14 protein-coding genes are annotated in these 15,128 nt (G+C 42.9%); 2 read left to right on the top strand and 12 right to left on the bottom strand.

Features of this window, described 5'->3' with window-relative positions:
- Window positions 1-81: 81 nt before the first annotated feature.
- On the bottom strand, window positions 82-2,274 hold the full coding sequence (locus AC13CC_RS12515) for a S8 family serine peptidase (protein ID WP_482878048.1): 2,193 nt from the start codon (window positions 2,272-2,274) through the stop codon (window positions 82-84).
- Between the two features lie 152 nt (window positions 2,275-2,426).
- Window positions 2,427-3,443, bottom strand: a complete 1,017-nt coding sequence (locus AC13CC_RS12510) for an endonuclease/exonuclease/phosphatase family protein (RefSeq protein ID WP_482878047.1) — start codon at window positions 3,441-3,443, stop codon at window positions 2,427-2,429.
- Window positions 3,444-3,472: 29 nt separating this feature from the next.
- On the opposite strand from AC13CC_RS12510, the gene hflX reads away from it, so the two are divergent.
- Complete coding sequence (gene hflX, locus AC13CC_RS12505; protein WP_326276755.1) at window positions 3,473-4,684, top strand: GTPase HflX; 1,212 nt, start codon at window positions 3,473-3,475, stop codon at window positions 4,682-4,684.
- A gap of 271 nt (window positions 4,685-4,955) precedes the next feature.
- Here hflX and AC13CC_RS12500 read toward each other — a convergent pair whose 3' ends face one another.
- From AC13CC_RS12500 to AC13CC_RS12460, 9 genes are all read right to left on the bottom strand, one after another.
- Window positions 4,956-5,888 carry a DUF3078 domain-containing protein gene (locus AC13CC_RS12500; protein WP_482878046.1) on the bottom strand — a complete coding sequence of 311 codons (933 nt, stop codon included), beginning with the start codon at window positions 5,886-5,888 and terminating at the stop codon, window positions 4,956-4,958.
- Window positions 5,889-6,174: 286 nt separating this feature from the next.
- Window positions 6,175-6,684 carry a DUF2480 family protein gene (locus tag AC13CC_RS12495; RefSeq protein WP_482878045.1) on the bottom strand — a complete coding sequence of 170 codons (510 nt, stop codon included), beginning with the start codon at window positions 6,682-6,684 and terminating at the stop codon, window positions 6,175-6,177.
- Window positions 6,685-6,922: 238 nt separating this feature from the next.
- Window positions 6,923-7,252, bottom strand: coding sequence for an iron-sulfur cluster assembly protein (locus AC13CC_RS12490; RefSeq protein ID WP_108245524.1), 330 nt, complete (start codon window positions 7,250-7,252; stop codon window positions 6,923-6,925).
- A 6-nt stretch (window positions 7,253-7,258) separates the two neighbouring features.
- Window positions 7,259-7,681: a SufE family protein gene (locus tag AC13CC_RS12485; RefSeq protein ID WP_482878044.1), complete on the bottom strand. Its 423-nt coding sequence runs from the start codon at window positions 7,679-7,681 to the stop codon at window positions 7,259-7,261.
- Between the two features lie 72 nt (window positions 7,682-7,753).
- Window positions 7,754-8,995 carry an aminotransferase class V-fold PLP-dependent enzyme gene (locus tag AC13CC_RS12480; RefSeq protein WP_482878043.1) on the bottom strand — a complete coding sequence of 414 codons (1,242 nt, stop codon included), beginning with the start codon at window positions 8,993-8,995 and terminating at the stop codon, window positions 7,754-7,756.
- 95 nt (window positions 8,996-9,090) lie between these two features.
- Window positions 9,091-10,407 (bottom strand): Fe-S cluster assembly protein SufD, encoded by a 1,317-nt coding sequence (gene sufD, locus AC13CC_RS12475; protein WP_293166526.1) that lies wholly within the window; start codon window positions 10,405-10,407, stop codon window positions 9,091-9,093.
- A 119-nt stretch (window positions 10,408-10,526) separates the two neighbouring features.
- Entirely contained in the window at window positions 10,527-11,279 is a 753-nt protein-coding gene (gene sufC, locus AC13CC_RS12470) for a Fe-S cluster assembly ATPase SufC (protein ID WP_326276746.1), read from the bottom strand.
- Window positions 11,280-11,370: 91 nt separating this feature from the next.
- Window positions 11,371-12,816 carry a Fe-S cluster assembly protein SufB gene (gene sufB, locus AC13CC_RS12465; RefSeq protein WP_326276745.1) on the bottom strand — a complete coding sequence of 482 codons (1,446 nt, stop codon included), beginning with the start codon at window positions 12,814-12,816 and terminating at the stop codon, window positions 11,371-11,373.
- A gap of 40 nt (window positions 12,817-12,856) precedes the next feature.
- The gene (locus AC13CC_RS12460; RefSeq protein WP_326276744.1) at window positions 12,857-13,186 is read right to left on the bottom strand and encodes a HesB/IscA family protein; all 330 of its coding nucleotides are present in this window, start codon (window positions 13,184-13,186) and stop codon (window positions 12,857-12,859) included.
- Between the two features lie 248 nt (window positions 13,187-13,434).
- Here AC13CC_RS12460 and thiL point away from each other — a divergent pair, with 248 nt between their 5' ends.
- Window positions 13,435-14,487: a thiamine-phosphate kinase gene (gene thiL / locus AC13CC_RS12455; RefSeq protein WP_326277118.1), complete on the top strand. Its 1,053-nt coding sequence runs from the start codon at window positions 13,435-13,437 to the stop codon at window positions 14,485-14,487.
- 289 nt (window positions 14,488-14,776) lie between these two features.
- On the opposite strand, the gene AC13CC_RS12450 is transcribed toward thiL, so the two are convergent.
- Entirely contained in the window at window positions 14,777-15,031 is a 255-nt protein-coding gene (locus AC13CC_RS12450) for a hypothetical protein (protein ID WP_482878042.1), read from the bottom strand.
- Between the last annotated feature and the right edge of the window lie 97 nt (window positions 15,032-15,128).

Genomic DNA, 15,128 nt, shown 5'->3' with positions numbered 1-15,128 from the left:
CAGGAATCCACTTTAAAAAGCCCAATGGATTCCGCATCGTACTTCGACTATGCTCAGCATCCGTGCGGAAGGCATCAATAACTAGTTCTTATAAAACTTCGTGCTTTTGATTCCCGAATAATCCTGAACCACCAGTACATATAATCCAGAAGACAAAGAGGACACATTGATGGAACCTTCGGTCTTTCCTTTTTTAATCACGTTGCCAGAAGTGGTCACGATGGAGAACTCGGCATCTTTGGACAAGTCCGCCTCCACGTTTAAATAATCAACAGCGGGATTCGGATAAATGGTTATGTTCAATTCTTGAGGGACGAACATCGGGGCACTTTGTATCAGCACTGTTTTTGCACCTTTAAACGCAAAGGCAATAGTCTCGGAGAATTCGGATACGACATTCTCGGTACAGATAGAACGAACACGGGCTTCGTACACTTTGCCTTCTTCCAAAGCGGTAAGCTCAAAGTTGTTTTCCCAGATCAATTCACTTTCCCAATTGTCCGTATCAATGCTCTTGTATTGCACTTCAAATAAGGTTTCTTCAGCATCGTCCCAAGAAATGGTTGTGCCCTCGCTGGAGGAACCTTCCAAATCCACATCCGAAGGAGGTGCTATGGAACAATTGGACACTTGTGCCCCGGAAACAATCAAGGAAAAATCTTGAAGACCATTTTTCAACCCTCCCTTGTGCGAAATGGTAATGGTGTAAGTACCTCTTGCATTTGCTACCTCAATACGCTCAAAGGGATCAACCGTGTTATCTCCTTTAGTAGCGACATCATTGGCCTTGGCAGGGTTCAATTTCCACGGAAAGTAGGTTTCTCCGTCCTTGGTTATTCTAATATCCAAATCGTTTATCAAAGCGGCTCGGGTACTGTTAAGCTCTCCCCGGTTTATGTATTCGGATTCTGGATCGGTCCAAGATATGGAGGCCATCAATGGTTCATTTTCCATGGCCAAAACCGTTATGGAGTAGGTTTCTCCGTCTGATAGCGTTTCTTCGTTTATCAAAGTGGTATACTCTTTATTCTGAAGCACCTCTGCCGCGGATTTTGCATTCATTATACCCCACCCCATTTTATAATCCGGCCCTTTGGCATCCACATCATCGGCAGTATGAAGCGCAAGTCCTTTTAAGGTAGCCGCTTTCATATAGGAACCAAAAAGCTCTTCGTGATATTGTTGCAATAACAAAAGTGAGCCAGTAACCCCAGGTGCGGCCATGGAAGTCCCCGCAGAAACCTGGTAACTGCTGTTGGTGGCCGAACTTGTGGAAAGAATATCCCCACCATCCCCTGCCAAATCGGGTTTTACGCGACCATCATCTACAGGTCCAAAGCTGCTATATCCCGCAACAGAAGCTTTTTTTAAATCACCGCTGCCATCAATTTCCGTGTTGGCACCGGCAATGGTCAATCCGTTTTTAGTTGTGGTAAACCCCAATAAAAGATCAAAGCCATCGGCGGTTTTACCAAAATTCGGTGTTTCGTTGTCGTGAGATTTTTGTGCGTTCCCCGCTGCGGTCACCATTAAATAATAAGGAGCATTGTACATGATCCTGTCCCAGTCTTGGGTTACTTTAATATAGGCGCCAAAATACCAATCAGGCACCCTGTCGGACAAAATTCCGTAGGAATGATTACTCAACAAAAGGCCATTGGCAGCGGCCTCTGCCACTTCAATTTTATCGCGACTCCAATCGTGGGTCAAGGCTTCTGCGCCATAGGCGGCACCTTTGGCACTGGGTTCCACACCGGCAGATATAAGGTTGCCTGTCACCAAAGTGGCATGCAGACTTATCTCATTTGCATTATCGGCATTCTTTGCCCTGGTATCAAACTCTTGGTGAGAGGACAAAGCCACACCGGAATCCCAAACACCTACTTCCATGCCCCTACCTGTTAAACCTAAATTCAGCAGCCCTTTATCATAAAGCGTATGAGCCCTTGAAGTTTGGGATGCGTAATCGTTTAAGGTAGTATAGTAAAGTGGTGTTCCATCGGTACCAATATCCTTTAAAGCTATTTGTGTACCATTGTTGCTTTTTGAAGCTATAAGTCCTTTGGTTTTTATCAGCTCGCCTATTTTTTTAAGCTTGGACTGGTGATCAATTTCCATTTCGGAAATAAAAGAGGATATTTTCCCTTGATCATAGGAAAAACGAATTTGCTCTTTTGAACTTTTGGATTGGGCAAATATGGACACTGCGCCTAAAAGCGAAAATAAAATGGAGAAAATCACTCCCTTAACCCCTGTAGGAAAACGATAGTCCATAATTGAGTTTATGGTAAGATTTGGACTACGAATATATGTTGATATGTACTATTTATCGATAAAATTCCTACTTTATTCGATGAAATGCATAGCGTTTTACTTCTTTATGTTGTGAAAATTCACTTTTACGTGGTGTAATTTTTTTCTGATAATCATTTCTTGCTTTCATCCATTACAACATATACAGGAAAATGATCACTATAGCCACCCAAATATTTCTTTCCAGCAAAAGTCCTGAAAGGATTTCCTTTGTATTTGCCCTTCCATTGTTTTAAAAATCTAGGTGAAAATATTTTTGCTTCCACAAAATTGTGGGTGTCCTTTTCGTAGTTCAAAAAACTGTGCGAGAGCAATATTTGATCGAACAAACTCCATTCCCCTTTGTAATTGGCACTGCCCGATACAGGGGACAATAATTTCTTCATAGGGTTAATGAACTTTCCAGTGTCCATAAGTGTTTGGATACTTTTTGAATTAGGGTCGTCATTAAAATCGCCCATAACAATAATGTTTGAACCATTCCCTTGTATGGCATCAAGTTTTTGAAGAATGGTTTCCGCTGCCTTGATGCGCTTATAGCTGGTTTCCTCAGCTCCTTCCCTACGGGATGGCCAATGGTTCACAAAAACATGGATTTCTTCTTGATGCAACTTGCCGTGTACATATAAAATATCCCGGGTAAGGTCTCTATCGCCATTTGTATTTTGTACCATCAAAGGAATGGTCTCGGCATCGAGCACCTCAAAATGTTCTTTATGGTAAATCAGGGCCGTATCTATTCCCCGCTCATCGGGGGAATCAAAATGTATGGTTCCATAATCCACATCCCGTAATTGTTTTGATCGTAAAAGCGATTTAATTACTCCTTTATTTTCAACTTCGGCCATACCTACCAAAACCGGGGGATGATTACTTTCTTCCAATCCAATTCTAGAAATAGCCCTGGAAATTTTATTGGTTTTGTTCCAAAATTTGGATTTGTTCCACCTTTTAAACCCCTTTGGGGTAAAATCATCATCCAACAGATACGGATCATCTTTGGTGTCAAAGAAATTTTCGAGATTATAAAATGCTATCGTATATCTGTTTTTCTTTTTATGCAAGATCCCTGTTTCTTTTTCCAATGATTCAATAGAAATGACAAAGTACAAAAATAGCTTCCAAAACATTGCGTAAATTTGTACTCTAAACCAGTTCGATGCTAGAAAAGAAGTCAATTGAATATGAAAAGGCGGTACTGATTGGTGTAATGAATCAGCACCAAGACGAAGCCAAGGTAAAAGAGTACTTGGACGAGCTTGAATTTTTGACATACACTGCCGGTGGCGAAGTTGAGAAAAGATTTGTGCAGCGCATTGATGTGCCCAATCCCAAAACTTACATTGGAAGCGGTAAAATGGAAGAGGTACGCCAATTTGTAAAGGAAAATGAAATAGGTTCCGTAATCTTTGATGATGAACTATCGCCTGCACAACAGAACAATGTTGAAAAACTACTGCGCTGTAAAGTGCTGGATAGAACCAGTTTGATTCTGGACATATTTGCCCAAAGGGCCAAGACAAGTTATGCCAGAACCCAAGTAGAGCTTGCCCAATACGAATATCTTTTACCAAGATTGACCGGTCTTTGGACGCACTTGGAGCGGCAACGGGGTGGTATTGGTATGCGTGGTCCCGGTGAAACGGAAATTGAGACGGATAGACGTATTGTTCGTGACCGCATTGCCTTGCTCAAAAAGAAACTTGCCAAAATAGACCGCCAAATGGAAACCCAGCGCGGTAACCGTGGCTCTTTGGTTCGGGTTGCTTTGGTGGGATATACCAACGTTGGCAAATCTACCTTAATGAACGTGATCAGCAAAAGCGATGTGTTTGCGGAGAACAAACTTTTTGCTACGCTGGACACCACTGTTCGCAAAGTGGTACTCGGAAACCTTCCTTTTCTATTGAGTGATACAGTGGGATTCATCAGAAAGTTGCCGACCCAATTGGTTGAGAGTTTTAAAAGTACCTTGGACGAGGTTCGCGAGGCTGACCTACTGCTGCATGTGGTAGATATTTCGCATCCTAATTTTGAAGAGCATATTGCCTCGGTAAATCAAATTTTGGATGAAATTGATAGTTCTGGAAAACCCTGCATCATGGTCTTCAACAAAATAGACCAATACCGCCCAGAAACTATTGATGAAGACGATTTGGTTACCGAACGCACAACCGCTCATTTTACATTGGAGGAATGGAAGAAAACCTATTTTAATAAGCTCGGGGACAAAGCGCTATTTATCTCTGCATTGAACAAGGAAAACATGGACGAATTCAGAAAGCGCGTCTACGATGCGGTGCGCGATATCCATGTCACCCGTTTCCCATACAACAACTTTTTGTATCCAGAACATTTGGATGAGTATTAAAAGCAGTCCCAATTAAGTGCTTTCTTCTTGGATATACAGCAAAAAATCAAGTGCCTCACAACATTTTTCGGACAGTTCACAACAAAAATTTAGGGGGTCGCCACATTAGGCCTACTTTCACATTGTTTTTAAGTCATTTTAGTGTCACACACAGATTTTACAGATCTTAACCTACTTAGACCATGGTCTTAAAAACACAGAAAAACATTTTTCACCCCACAAAAAAGCCCTCGAATCGAGGGCTTTTTTTTGTTTATGTAACCTTGCTCGATCAAAACTTATAGCTCAATCCCAAGGTCCAATATGTTTGCAACTCGTTATCAATAGTATCGAACGTAGCATCCGGGTTTGTAGTTGGAGCGTTGTTTACAATGTAATTCAAGGTTTCCTGCTTGTTGTTTCTCAATCCGAAGTCAAAACCTACACCGATCATTTTCCATAACTTGTAGCTAAAAGAGTTGGTCCATGTCCAGTTGCTCAAATTGCTACTTTCATAGCTTTGGAACAAGGATAGGTTGCTTTTAAAGCTAATCGCACCAATTTGCTTGGTATAGTCCGCCACAATCTTCGCACCCATGGAAGATTCAAAAATGGTATCCTCTTTACTGAAAACAAAGTTGTAGTTGAGTGGGTGCATCACCACCACAAGATCGGGTATGGGTGTCCAAGTGGCTCCCACACCAAGATCGAGATACCCTGGGTCGTTAAAATTGCTCAAAATGGTGGTCCTGTATTCCGCCAAAGCAGAAATTGCAAATTTCTCGCTCAGCTTTCTACCGTACAAGGATGAAATATTGAACACGTCCGTAGCTTGGCGAAAACCATCATTGTCTGTAGGGTCGTCCTTATCGTCCAGTTTGACCCAGGACAGGTTCAAATTGGCGGCGTTTCTCCAAAAGAATTTTTCTTCTTGAAGATTGGCAAAAGCATTTACGGTAAATCCAATATTGCCCGATGAGTTATTGGGAATTCCTTGGGCAAACCAATTATTGAACTGGGATATACTTCCGCCAATGGTTCCGAATGCGCCAATTTTCCAACCTGGAAGCGCATCCAGTTTTGCTTGAAGGGCATTGACTCGCGACTGTATAGCGGCAATAGAATCTTTTTTTGGGGCAATCTGTGCTTTTAATTCTTCCTCGGTCTGCGCAGTAGCTGACATTAGAGTAAAGAAAGCCATAGCGGTAAAAAGTAATTTTTTCATAGTATGGAGTTTACTGTTTAGTAAGCGCAAATGTAAGAAATGTCGCCCTTGTGAACCACCCAAAATTCCAGTTGCAAAGTCCGTCCTAAAAACAAAAGCCCTTAAAAAGTTTCAGGTTCGGCTTTTCAGTCCGATTATATTTCTCGGTTTGTACCTTGCAAGAAATTGCAATTAAAGCTAAAATTATAAAGACTTCCGCATCTCTTAAATTGTAGGCAACGACCACGAGCTATGGTGAAGAGCATTGTCAACAGAGTCGCCACAGGTATTTTTTTCAAACAAAAAATCAATTTTTCCTTTTATACAAGGGTACCGAGGAACAAGCCTCCCCGTACATGACACTTTTGGCCACTTCTTGGATTTTTGTAACGGCCATAAGGTAGGCATTTTCGGGAACGGGTTTGTTGGAGCAGCCTTTTATGATAACAGGTTTATTGATAAAACCAGCTACATCCAAGTTTTCTAAAATGGTTTGATATAGTGCGGTTTCTAAATCTTCCAGACTTCCCTGAACCACCTTTTTGGCATAAGGCTGTAGCTTGGATGCAATCAACATAAAGGCCCAACCTGGTACAATGGCATCCGAAGAGCATTGCAGGGCCACATAGGCATCTTGATACCCTGTCCAGTCGTGTTCTTCCACATGGGCACGGAACTCCTTTTCACGCAAAATAAAGCCCTCGTACAGCCAATTTTTAATGTCCAGTACCAAACGTTCCCCTTTTGGATAATAATCCTCTAGGTTGAAGGTAATCAACTTGCTTTGGGCCACTCTGTTTACGATTTCCTTTTCCATAATATCCAGAAGTCTGAGATCATATATATTTTTGTTCCAAGTGCTTGACCAAGTCAGGATTGCTCCTACCAAAATAAGAATATTCATTTATGGATTCCTGCTTTCGCAGGAATGACAGAATTCTTGATAAAATACCTTTAGAGTGTCATTCCGCACTTGATGCGGAATCCATATGTAACTACAGAGATTCAGAAACCTGCCTTTGCCGGCAGGCAGGCAAGTTCAGAACGACCGGTTTTTACAAGAGACCCAGCTCCAATTTGGCCTCTTCGCTCATCAACTCTTGGGTCCAAGGGGGATCAAAAGTGATTTCCACCTCTACATCCTTCAACATATCAATGGATTTTACTTTCTCTTCTACCTCAACGGGCAGGGTTTCGGCAACAGGGCAATTGGGCGATGTAAGGGTCATGAGAATTTTTACTTCGTATTCTTCATTGACAAATACATCGTAGATCAAGCCCAGTTCGTAAATGTCCACAGGAATCTCTGGATCATAAATGGTCTTGAGCACCTTTACGATCTTTTCGCCCAGTTCTTGTGTATCTATTGTGGTTTCTTCGCTCATCTTATGCTATTTTAACTGTGTTTGATAGGCAACTGCGTACAATTTCAATTGCTTGATCATGCTTACCAATCCGTTGGCGCGGGTTGGCGACAAATGTTCTTTAAGACCAATTTCATCAATAAAACCTGTATCGGCATCAATAATGTCCTGTGGTTTTTGATTGCTGAACGCCCTGACCAAAATGGCTATGATCCCTTTCGTGATAATGGCATCGCTATCGGCAGTAAAAACCAATCTGTCATCATCCAGTTCGGCATGCACCCATACCTTGCTCTGGCAACCTTTAATCAGGTTGTCATCCGTTTTGTATTGTTTGGCTATCAACGGAAGTGATTTTCCGAGTTCAATCATATATTCGTAACGCTGCATCCAGTCGTCGAACATGGAAAACTCATCTATTATCTCTTCCTGTATTTCTTTTATGGTCATGCTGTGTTTTTGTTCAAAAGTACAACTCGGCGGACTGCAATTCAAGTCTTTATGATAAAGATAACGCTTCGGCTACTGTAACATATTCCTGGCCCGCTTTACGGCTCCGACCAATTTATCCACTTCTTCTTTGGTATTGTAAAAGCTAAAACTGGCCCTTACCGTACCCGGAATCCTGTAAAAATCCATGATAGGTTGCGCGCAATGGTGCCCTGTACGCACGGCGATGCCCAATTTATCCACAATGGTGCCGATGTCGTAGGGATGGATTCCATCAATATTGAAGGATATCACCGAAGTTTTGTTCGCTGCAGTTCCGTAGATTTTTAGCCCATCAATGGTGAGCAATTGTTCGGTGGCATATTCCACCAGCTCATCTTCATATTGGGCGATGGCATCAAAACCAATATTGTTCATATAATCCAAAGCAGCACCAAAGGCTATTCCTCCACAGATGTTCGGGGTTCCTGCTTCAAACTTATGCGGTAAATCTGCGTAGGTGGTCTTTTCAAAAGTGACCTCTGCTATCATTTCGCCACCTCCTTGGTAGGGCGGCAATTTTTTGAGCCAATCCTCCTTTCCGTATAACATTCCAACACCTGTAGGCCCACACATTTTGTGGGCAGAAACGGTGTAAAAATCAACATCCAAAGCTTGCAGGTCAGCTTTGATATGTGCCGCTGCCTGTGCGCCATCTATTAAAACAGCCGCTCCCACTTTGTGGGCGGCATCAACGATTTCTTTTATTGGGTTGATGGTTCCCAAGGCATTGGAAACGTGGTTGCAGAACACCAACTTGGTCTTATCGGACAACAGCTTGTGATATTCCTCCATCACCAACTCGCCTTCCAGATTCATTGGAATTACCTTGAGGACCGCTCCAGTTCGCTCACAAAGCATTTGCCAAGGCACAATATTGGAATGGTGTTCCATGGCGGAAACCAGAATCTCGTCCCCATCTTTCAAAAACGAGGTAAATCCATTGGCGACCAAATTGATACTGTCCGTGGTACCTGAAGTAAAGATCACCTCATGGGGATGGGCAATATCAAAGTGTTTTTGGATTTTATGCCGTGCTGCTTCGTAGGCGTCGGTGGCCTCTTGCGATAGGGTGTGCACACCTCGATGGATATTGGCGTTGTAGCCTTGGTAATACTCGACGATCGTATCAATTACCTGCTGTGGTGTCTGCGAGGTGGCAGCGTTGTCCAAATACACCAAAGGATGCCCATTGACCTCTCTTTGGAGGATGGGAAAGTCTTTGCGAATGGTATTTACATCAAACTTCTCTATTGGAATACTTTTTTCTGTCATTTTGAACGAAGTGAAAAACCTAAACTATAAGGGGGATTTCTCGCCCCTCCCTCGATTCCCTCTCAGGACTGAAGCTCGAAATGACACCTCATAAACTACAGGTCAAAACCCATACGAACCCCGAGTTTATTGGCTATGATTTTGTTGATTCGTGCCTTTAGTTCGGGAATACGAACACTTTCCAACACATTATTGGCAAAAGCGTACATCAATAGGGCCTTGGCCTCTTTCTTTGGAATTCCCCTTGATCTAAGGTAAAAGAGTGCTTCTTCATCCAACTGACCAATGGTACATCCGTGCGAACACTTTACATCATCCGCAAAGATCTCCAATTGGGGCTTTGAGTTGATGGTCGACCTGTCGCTCAACAAAATATTGTTGTTCTGCTGAAAGGCATCCGTTTTCTGGGCAATCTTGTCCACAATGATCTTACCATTGAAAACCCCCGTGGAGCTGTCGCCAAAAATTCCTTTGTAATCTTGATGGCTCTCACAATTGGGCTGCGCGTGGTGCACCAACGTATGATGGTCCACGTGCTGTTTATCCCCAAGGATGGTAATTCCTTTCAAGGTAGAGTCGATGCGCTCCCCGTTCTGATAAAAGTTCAGGTTGTTGCGAATCAGTTTTCCGCCCAAGGAGAAGGTATGTACCCTTACAACACTGCTATCTTTTTGCGAAATATAGGTGTTGTCCACCAAAGAAGCGGTAGGCTCATCGTTCTGAACCTTGTAATAGTCCACAATGGCGTCCTTGCCTGCAAAAATCTCGGTCACGGAGTTGGTGAAGACTTCGTTGCCGGTCAAACTTTGGTGACGTTCTATAATTTGCACCTCAGCGTTGTCTTCCGCAACAATCAGGTTACGGGGCTGTAGCATCAAGGCTGCCTCGTTGCCCGTGGCCAAATGCAGGATTTGAATAGGCTTTTTGGGCATTTTGTTCTTTGGAATGTAAATGTATGCCCCTTCTTTGCAAAATGCGGTGTTCAAAGAGGTCAAAGACTCATCCTTAGAGGCCGCTTTGTTGAAATATACTTCAATGACCGGTTGGAACATCGGTTTGCTGAAAGCGGAGCTCATCAAACAGACATCTACACCATCGTGGGTAGTTTCCGAAAGGTATGAACTGTATACACCATCCACAAAAACAATTTTATAAGTATCTATTTCGTGAAGGAAGTATTTCTTCACGTCCTTATACTCCAATGTGGTTTCCTGCTTTGGAAAGATGCTGAAGTCTACCTTTTGCAACCCTTTCAACGAGGTATATTTCCAAGCTTCGTCCTTTTTGGTGGGAAAGCCCTTTGTCTCAAAGTTCTTTATGGCATTATTTCGTTCTTCATGTACTGGATGGTCTAGATCCAAGCCATCTTCAAAAGCCAAGAAAGAGGAGACTAATTTATCCTTTAAATCCATTCGTTGTTTTTCGTTGTCATTCCTGCGCTTGGTTTAACTCAGCATCAACTCTGGCAGGAATCTAATTTATGATTCTTTTTATTTGGATTCCCATTTTCATGGGAATGACAAAAAACCGGTTATACCGCCGTTTCTTCTTTTAACCAGTCGTATCCCTTTTCCTCCAGTTCCAAGGCCAATTCCTTGGTTCCGGATTTTACGATCTTGCCATCGTGCAATACGTGAACAAAATCGGGAACAATGTATTCCAGCAATCGCTGGTAGTGGGTAATCACGATGATGGCGTTGTCCTTGCCGCGCAATTTGTTCACACCATTGGCCACGATACGAAGGGCATCAATATCCAAGCCTGAATCGGTTTCGTCCAAAATGGCCAATTTGGGTTCCATCATTGCCATTTGGAAGATTTCGTTACGCTTCTTTTCCCCTCCAGAAAAGCCTTCGTTCAAAGAACGGGAAAGGAATTTTCTGTCGATTTCCAACATTTCGGACTTCTCCCGTATCTTTTTAAGCATTTCGTTGGCCGGCATATCTTCCAGACCTTGTGCTTTTCTTGATTCGTTGATGGCGGTCTTCATAAAATTGGTTACCGACACCCCCGGGATCTCAACAGGGTATTGGAACGAAAGAAAAACACCCTTGTGAGCTCTTTCCTCTGGGGAAAGTTCTTCCAAATCCTCTCCTTCCAAGAGGATGCTTCCTTCACCTACCTCAAATTCCTCTTGACCTGCGATTACTTCGGCCAAGGTGCTTTTTCCCGAACCGTTGGGGCCCATAATGGCATGTACCTCTCCTGCGTTTACCTTTAGGTTGATTCCTTTCAGGATTTCTTTATCGTCTACGCTTGCGTGTAAATTTTTGATTTCTAGCATTGTTTTATCTTGTTTTGAGGCGCAAGATGTTGCGCCTTTCCATTCTTGGTTTTGAACTTGTCCATAAAAATTGTCAGGTTTGGTCTTATCTCTAGCCTACGGAGCCTTCCAAACTGATTTCCAATAGTTTTTGAGCTTCTACGGCAAATTCCATTGGTAGTTTGTTCAATACTTCCTTGCTAAATCCGTTTACGATCAAGGCAATGGCCTTTTCGGTATCAATTCCTCTTTGGTTACAGTAGAAAATCTGATCCTCACCAATCTTACTGGTCGTGGCTTCGTGCTCTATCTGTGCGCTTTTGTTCTTGACCTCTATGTAAGGGAACGTGTGCGCCCCGCAACGGTTACCCATCAATAGGGAATCACATTGGGAAAAATTCCTCGCGTTTTCGGCACGGCTGTTCACCTGTACCAATCCGCGGTAACTGTTTTGTGACTGGCCTGCGGAAATACCTTTGGAGATAATGGTGCTCTTGGTGTTTTTCCCTAAGTGGATCATTTTGGTCCCTGTATCGGCTTGCTGGAAATTGTTGGTCACTGCTATGGAATAAAACTCGCCAATGGAATAATCCCCTTTCAAAATACAGGATGGATATTTCCATGTTACGGCCGAGCCTGTCTCCACCTGTGTCCAAGAAATTTTGGCGTGCTTTTCGCAAAGTCCACGTTTGGTCACAAAGTTGTAAACGCCTCCTTTTCCTTCCTTGTTGCCAGGGAACCAGTTCTGAACTGTGGAATATTTGATTTCCGCGTTGTCCAAGGCAACCAACTCCACGACGGCTGCGTGCAATTGGTTTTCATCACGCATGGGCGCGGTACACCCCTCCAAGTAACTTACATAGCTGCCTTCTTCGGCAACCACCAAAGTTCTTTCGAACTGCCCCGTTCCTGCTTGGTTGATTCGGAAGTAGGTGGAAAGTTCCATGGGACACCTTACCCCTTTTGGAATGTAGCAGAAAGAACCATCGGAAAATACCGCTGAGTTCAATGCTGCGTAAAAATTGTCCTTTTGCGGAACTACGGTTCCCAAATATTTTTTTACCAATTCCGGATGTTCCTTTATGGCCTCTGAAATGGAACAGAAAATAATGCCTTTTTCGGCCAATGTTTTTTTGAAAGTGGTGGCCACGGATACGGAATCCATTACGATATCCACCGCAACACCTGCCAACTTTTTCTGCTCATCTACCGAGATTCCCAACTTTTTAAACGTATCCAGTAATTCTGGATCCACTTCGTCCAAACTATCGTACTTCGGTTTTTTATTGGGAGCCGAGTAATAAGAAATATCCTGAAAGTCAGGTTTTTTGTAGGTCACGTTTGCCCACTCTGGTTCTTCCATTTCCTTCCAGGCACGAAAAGCCTCCAATCGCCACTCCGTCATCCAATCCGGTTCTTCCTTCTTTTTGGAAATGGCAATAACAATATCCTCGTTCAACCCTTTGGGAAGGGTGTCCGATTCAATATCCGTATAGAAACCATACTCGTACTCTTTGGTCTCCAGTTCTTTTTTTAATTCTTCCTCTGTATAAGCCATATATCTTTAAGTTAGCCAATTACAGGCTTTTTGTCAATGTTTATAGTGAAAAACTTTCTCCACATCCGCAGGTTCGTTGCGCATTGGGGTTGTTGAACACAAAACCCTTACCGTTCAAACCTCCAGAATATTCCAATGTGGTGCCCACCAAATACAAAAAGCTTTTTTTGTCCACGATGATTCTCACATCATTATCTTCAAAAACTTTATCCGTATCTGTTGCAGCATTGTCAAACGTCAACTCATAAGACAATCCACTGCACCCTCCGCTCTTTACGCCAACACGCACATAATCCGTGGTCGCGTTAAAACCTTCTTCGGTCATGAGCGACACCACCTTGTGCCTTGCTGATTCTGAAACCTTAATCATCTTACTTGAATTTAATCTAAATAGCCCACAAATATACTCTATATGTAGGGTTTTACCATGGCAACTAACATTATTATAACGAATGATTCCATAGGTGTTTCTTATGGAAAACCGACCTGTTTGGCCACAAAGCCTGTATAGCTTGAAATCCCATGGTTTTCCTTGTTTATCCAACTTGGTTTCCCATGAAAAAATTTTATGTTCCTTTCGACACCGGATTTTACGATTATCCTCATTATTTTTGCAAAATGCTAGAAGACAAGAATCAAGAACGTACATCGTTGGAAGAATTGGGTGAATTTGGCCTGATCGACCACCTTACCAAAAACTTCAAACTCAATCAACCCTCATCCTTGATCGGGGTTGGTGATGATGCTGCGGTAATGGACTACCATGGCAAAAAAACCATTGTGTCCACCGACATGTTGGTCGAGGGTGTTCATTTTGATTTGAGCTATATGCCCCTAAAGCATTTGGGATACAAATCGGTGATGGTCAACCTATCGGATATTTATGCCATGAACGCCTTGGCCACACAGCTTACCGTTTCACTGGCCATTTCCAACAGGTTCCCTTTGGAAGCGCTCGAAGAATTTTATGAAGGTGTGGCCTTGGCCTGCAAACTGTACAATGTTGATCTGGTCGGTGGCGACACTACATCTTCCACCCGGGGAATGATTGTTAGCGTTACCGCCCTTGGAGCTGCCAATGAAAGCGACATCGTTTACCGAAAAGGAAGCAAACCCAATGATTTACTGGTAGTTACCGGCGATTTAGGTGGCGCTTACTTGGGCTTGCAGGTTTTAGAACGGGAAAAAGAGGTCTTTAAGGTCAACCCCAACAGTCAACCCGACCTGGAACCCTATTCCTATATCGTGGAACGACAGTTGAAGCCCGAAGCCCGAAAGGATATTGTAGATCTGCTCAAAAAACTGGAAGTAAAACCAACCTCTATGATCGATATCAGTGATGGGCTTTCTTCCGAAATAATGCATTTGTGCAAGCACAGCGCCATTGGGTGCAATGTTTTTGAGGAGAAGATCCCGTTGGACCCCACGGTGATTTCCGCTTCCGAAGAATTTAAGATGGACAGCACCATGATTGCCATGAGCGGCGGTGAAGACTACGAACTATTGTTCACAATTGACCAGGCCGATTTTCCAAAAATAAAAGGGAACCCGAACTTAACTGTAATTGGCCACATGACCGAAAAGACTGAAGGCATTCATCTTATCACCCGGGCAGAGACCAAAATTCCGATTACGGCCCAGGGATGGAATTCATTCCATGAACCAAAATGAAACACCATAGCTGGAAATTGTCGGTTTTCAAAAAACGGCTTGTCATTCCCGCGAAAGCAAGAATCCATTAAACGCAGGTATATTTTTATGGCTTCCGTATCGAGTGCGGTATGACAATACAGTCCCAAAAATCCCGGAAACCGGGTTTTAATCTTTCACCGGATAATAAAAAAATCCCGAAAATCAAGGGCATCCCTACGTCATGGTATTGGGGCACGCAACCATTGGCAGTAGGCAATTACTTAAGTTTCCGGGATAAGACTTGGGCCTTTTCTAAAATAAAAAAGGGTTATGCCACTTGGTGCACTACCCTACTTTTTCGTTTTCGGTACATATCTTCCAATGTACTGTTGATCTCTTGCATTTGCGGAGTCAGCGCAGAAAGTTTACCAGTAACGTCCGTGGTAACCTGTTTATGGCAATGAATACATTTGTATTCTTTTATGTGCTGGGTCACTTTTTTGGAAACCGTGTAGTGGTGCCCAAACAGACTGCAAAAGAAAGAAGAGAATTTGTTGCCATGCTGTGTAGTAGTTGTTTTCATAAGCTGGTTTTGTTTGGAGAAAAGCAATGATTTACGATATGGAGCTTCGAAAATGCTTAAATTGGTGAATAGTAATTTTGTGTTATAAAAATATTTT

Source organism: Flagellimonas sp. L-11 (assembly GCF_056857735.1).
This window is presented reverse-complemented; position numbering and strand designations above follow the sequence as displayed.

Excerpts from the sequence above, each read along its gene's own strand:
- sufB (WP_326276745.1), bottom strand. The coding sequence starts at position 12,816 with ATGGCTTATACAGAGGAAGAATTAAAAAAAGAACTGGAGACCAAAGAG.
- thiL (WP_326277118.1), top strand. The coding sequence starts at position 13,435 with ATGCTAGAAGACAAGAATCAAGAACGTACATCGTTGGAAGAATTGGGT.
- AC13CC_RS12500 (WP_482878046.1), bottom strand. The coding sequence starts at position 5,888 with ATGAAAAAATTACTTTTTACCGCTATGGCTTTCTTTACTCTAATGTCA.
- AC13CC_RS12510 (WP_482878047.1), bottom strand. The coding sequence starts at position 3,443 with ATGTTTTGGAAGCTATTTTTGTACTTTGTCATTTCTATTGAATCATTG.
- AC13CC_RS12490 (WP_108245524.1), bottom strand. The coding sequence starts at position 7,252 with ATGAGCGAAGAAACCACAATAGATACACAAGAACTGGGCGAAAAGATC.
- AC13CC_RS12485 (WP_482878044.1), bottom strand. The coding sequence starts at position 7,681 with ATGACCATAAAAGAAATACAGGAAGAGATAATAGATGAGTTTTCCATG.
- sufD (WP_293166526.1), bottom strand. The coding sequence starts at position 10,407 with ATGGATTTAAAGGATAAATTAGTCTCCTCTTTCTTGGCTTTTGAAGAT.
- AC13CC_RS12495 (WP_482878045.1), bottom strand. The coding sequence starts at position 6,684 with ATGGAAAAGGAAATCGTAAACAGAGTGGCCCAAAGCAAGTTGATTACC.
- AC13CC_RS12460 (WP_326276744.1), bottom strand. The coding sequence starts at position 13,186 with ATGATTAAGGTTTCAGAATCAGCAAGGCACAAGGTGGTGTCGCTCATG.
- hflX (WP_326276755.1), top strand. The coding sequence starts at position 3,473 with ATGCTAGAAAAGAAGTCAATTGAATATGAAAAGGCGGTACTGATTGGT.
- AC13CC_RS12450 (WP_482878042.1), bottom strand. The coding sequence starts at position 15,031 with ATGAAAACAACTACTACACAGCATGGCAACAAATTCTCTTCTTTCTTT.
- AC13CC_RS12480 (WP_482878043.1), bottom strand. The coding sequence starts at position 8,995 with ATGACAGAAAAAAGTATTCCAATAGAGAAGTTTGATGTAAATACCATT.
- AC13CC_RS12515 (WP_482878048.1), bottom strand. The coding sequence starts at position 2,274 with ATGGACTATCGTTTTCCTACAGGGGTTAAGGGAGTGATTTTCTCCATT.
- sufC (WP_326276746.1), bottom strand. The coding sequence starts at position 11,279 with ATGCTAGAAATCAAAAATTTACACGCAAGCGTAGACGATAAAGAAATC.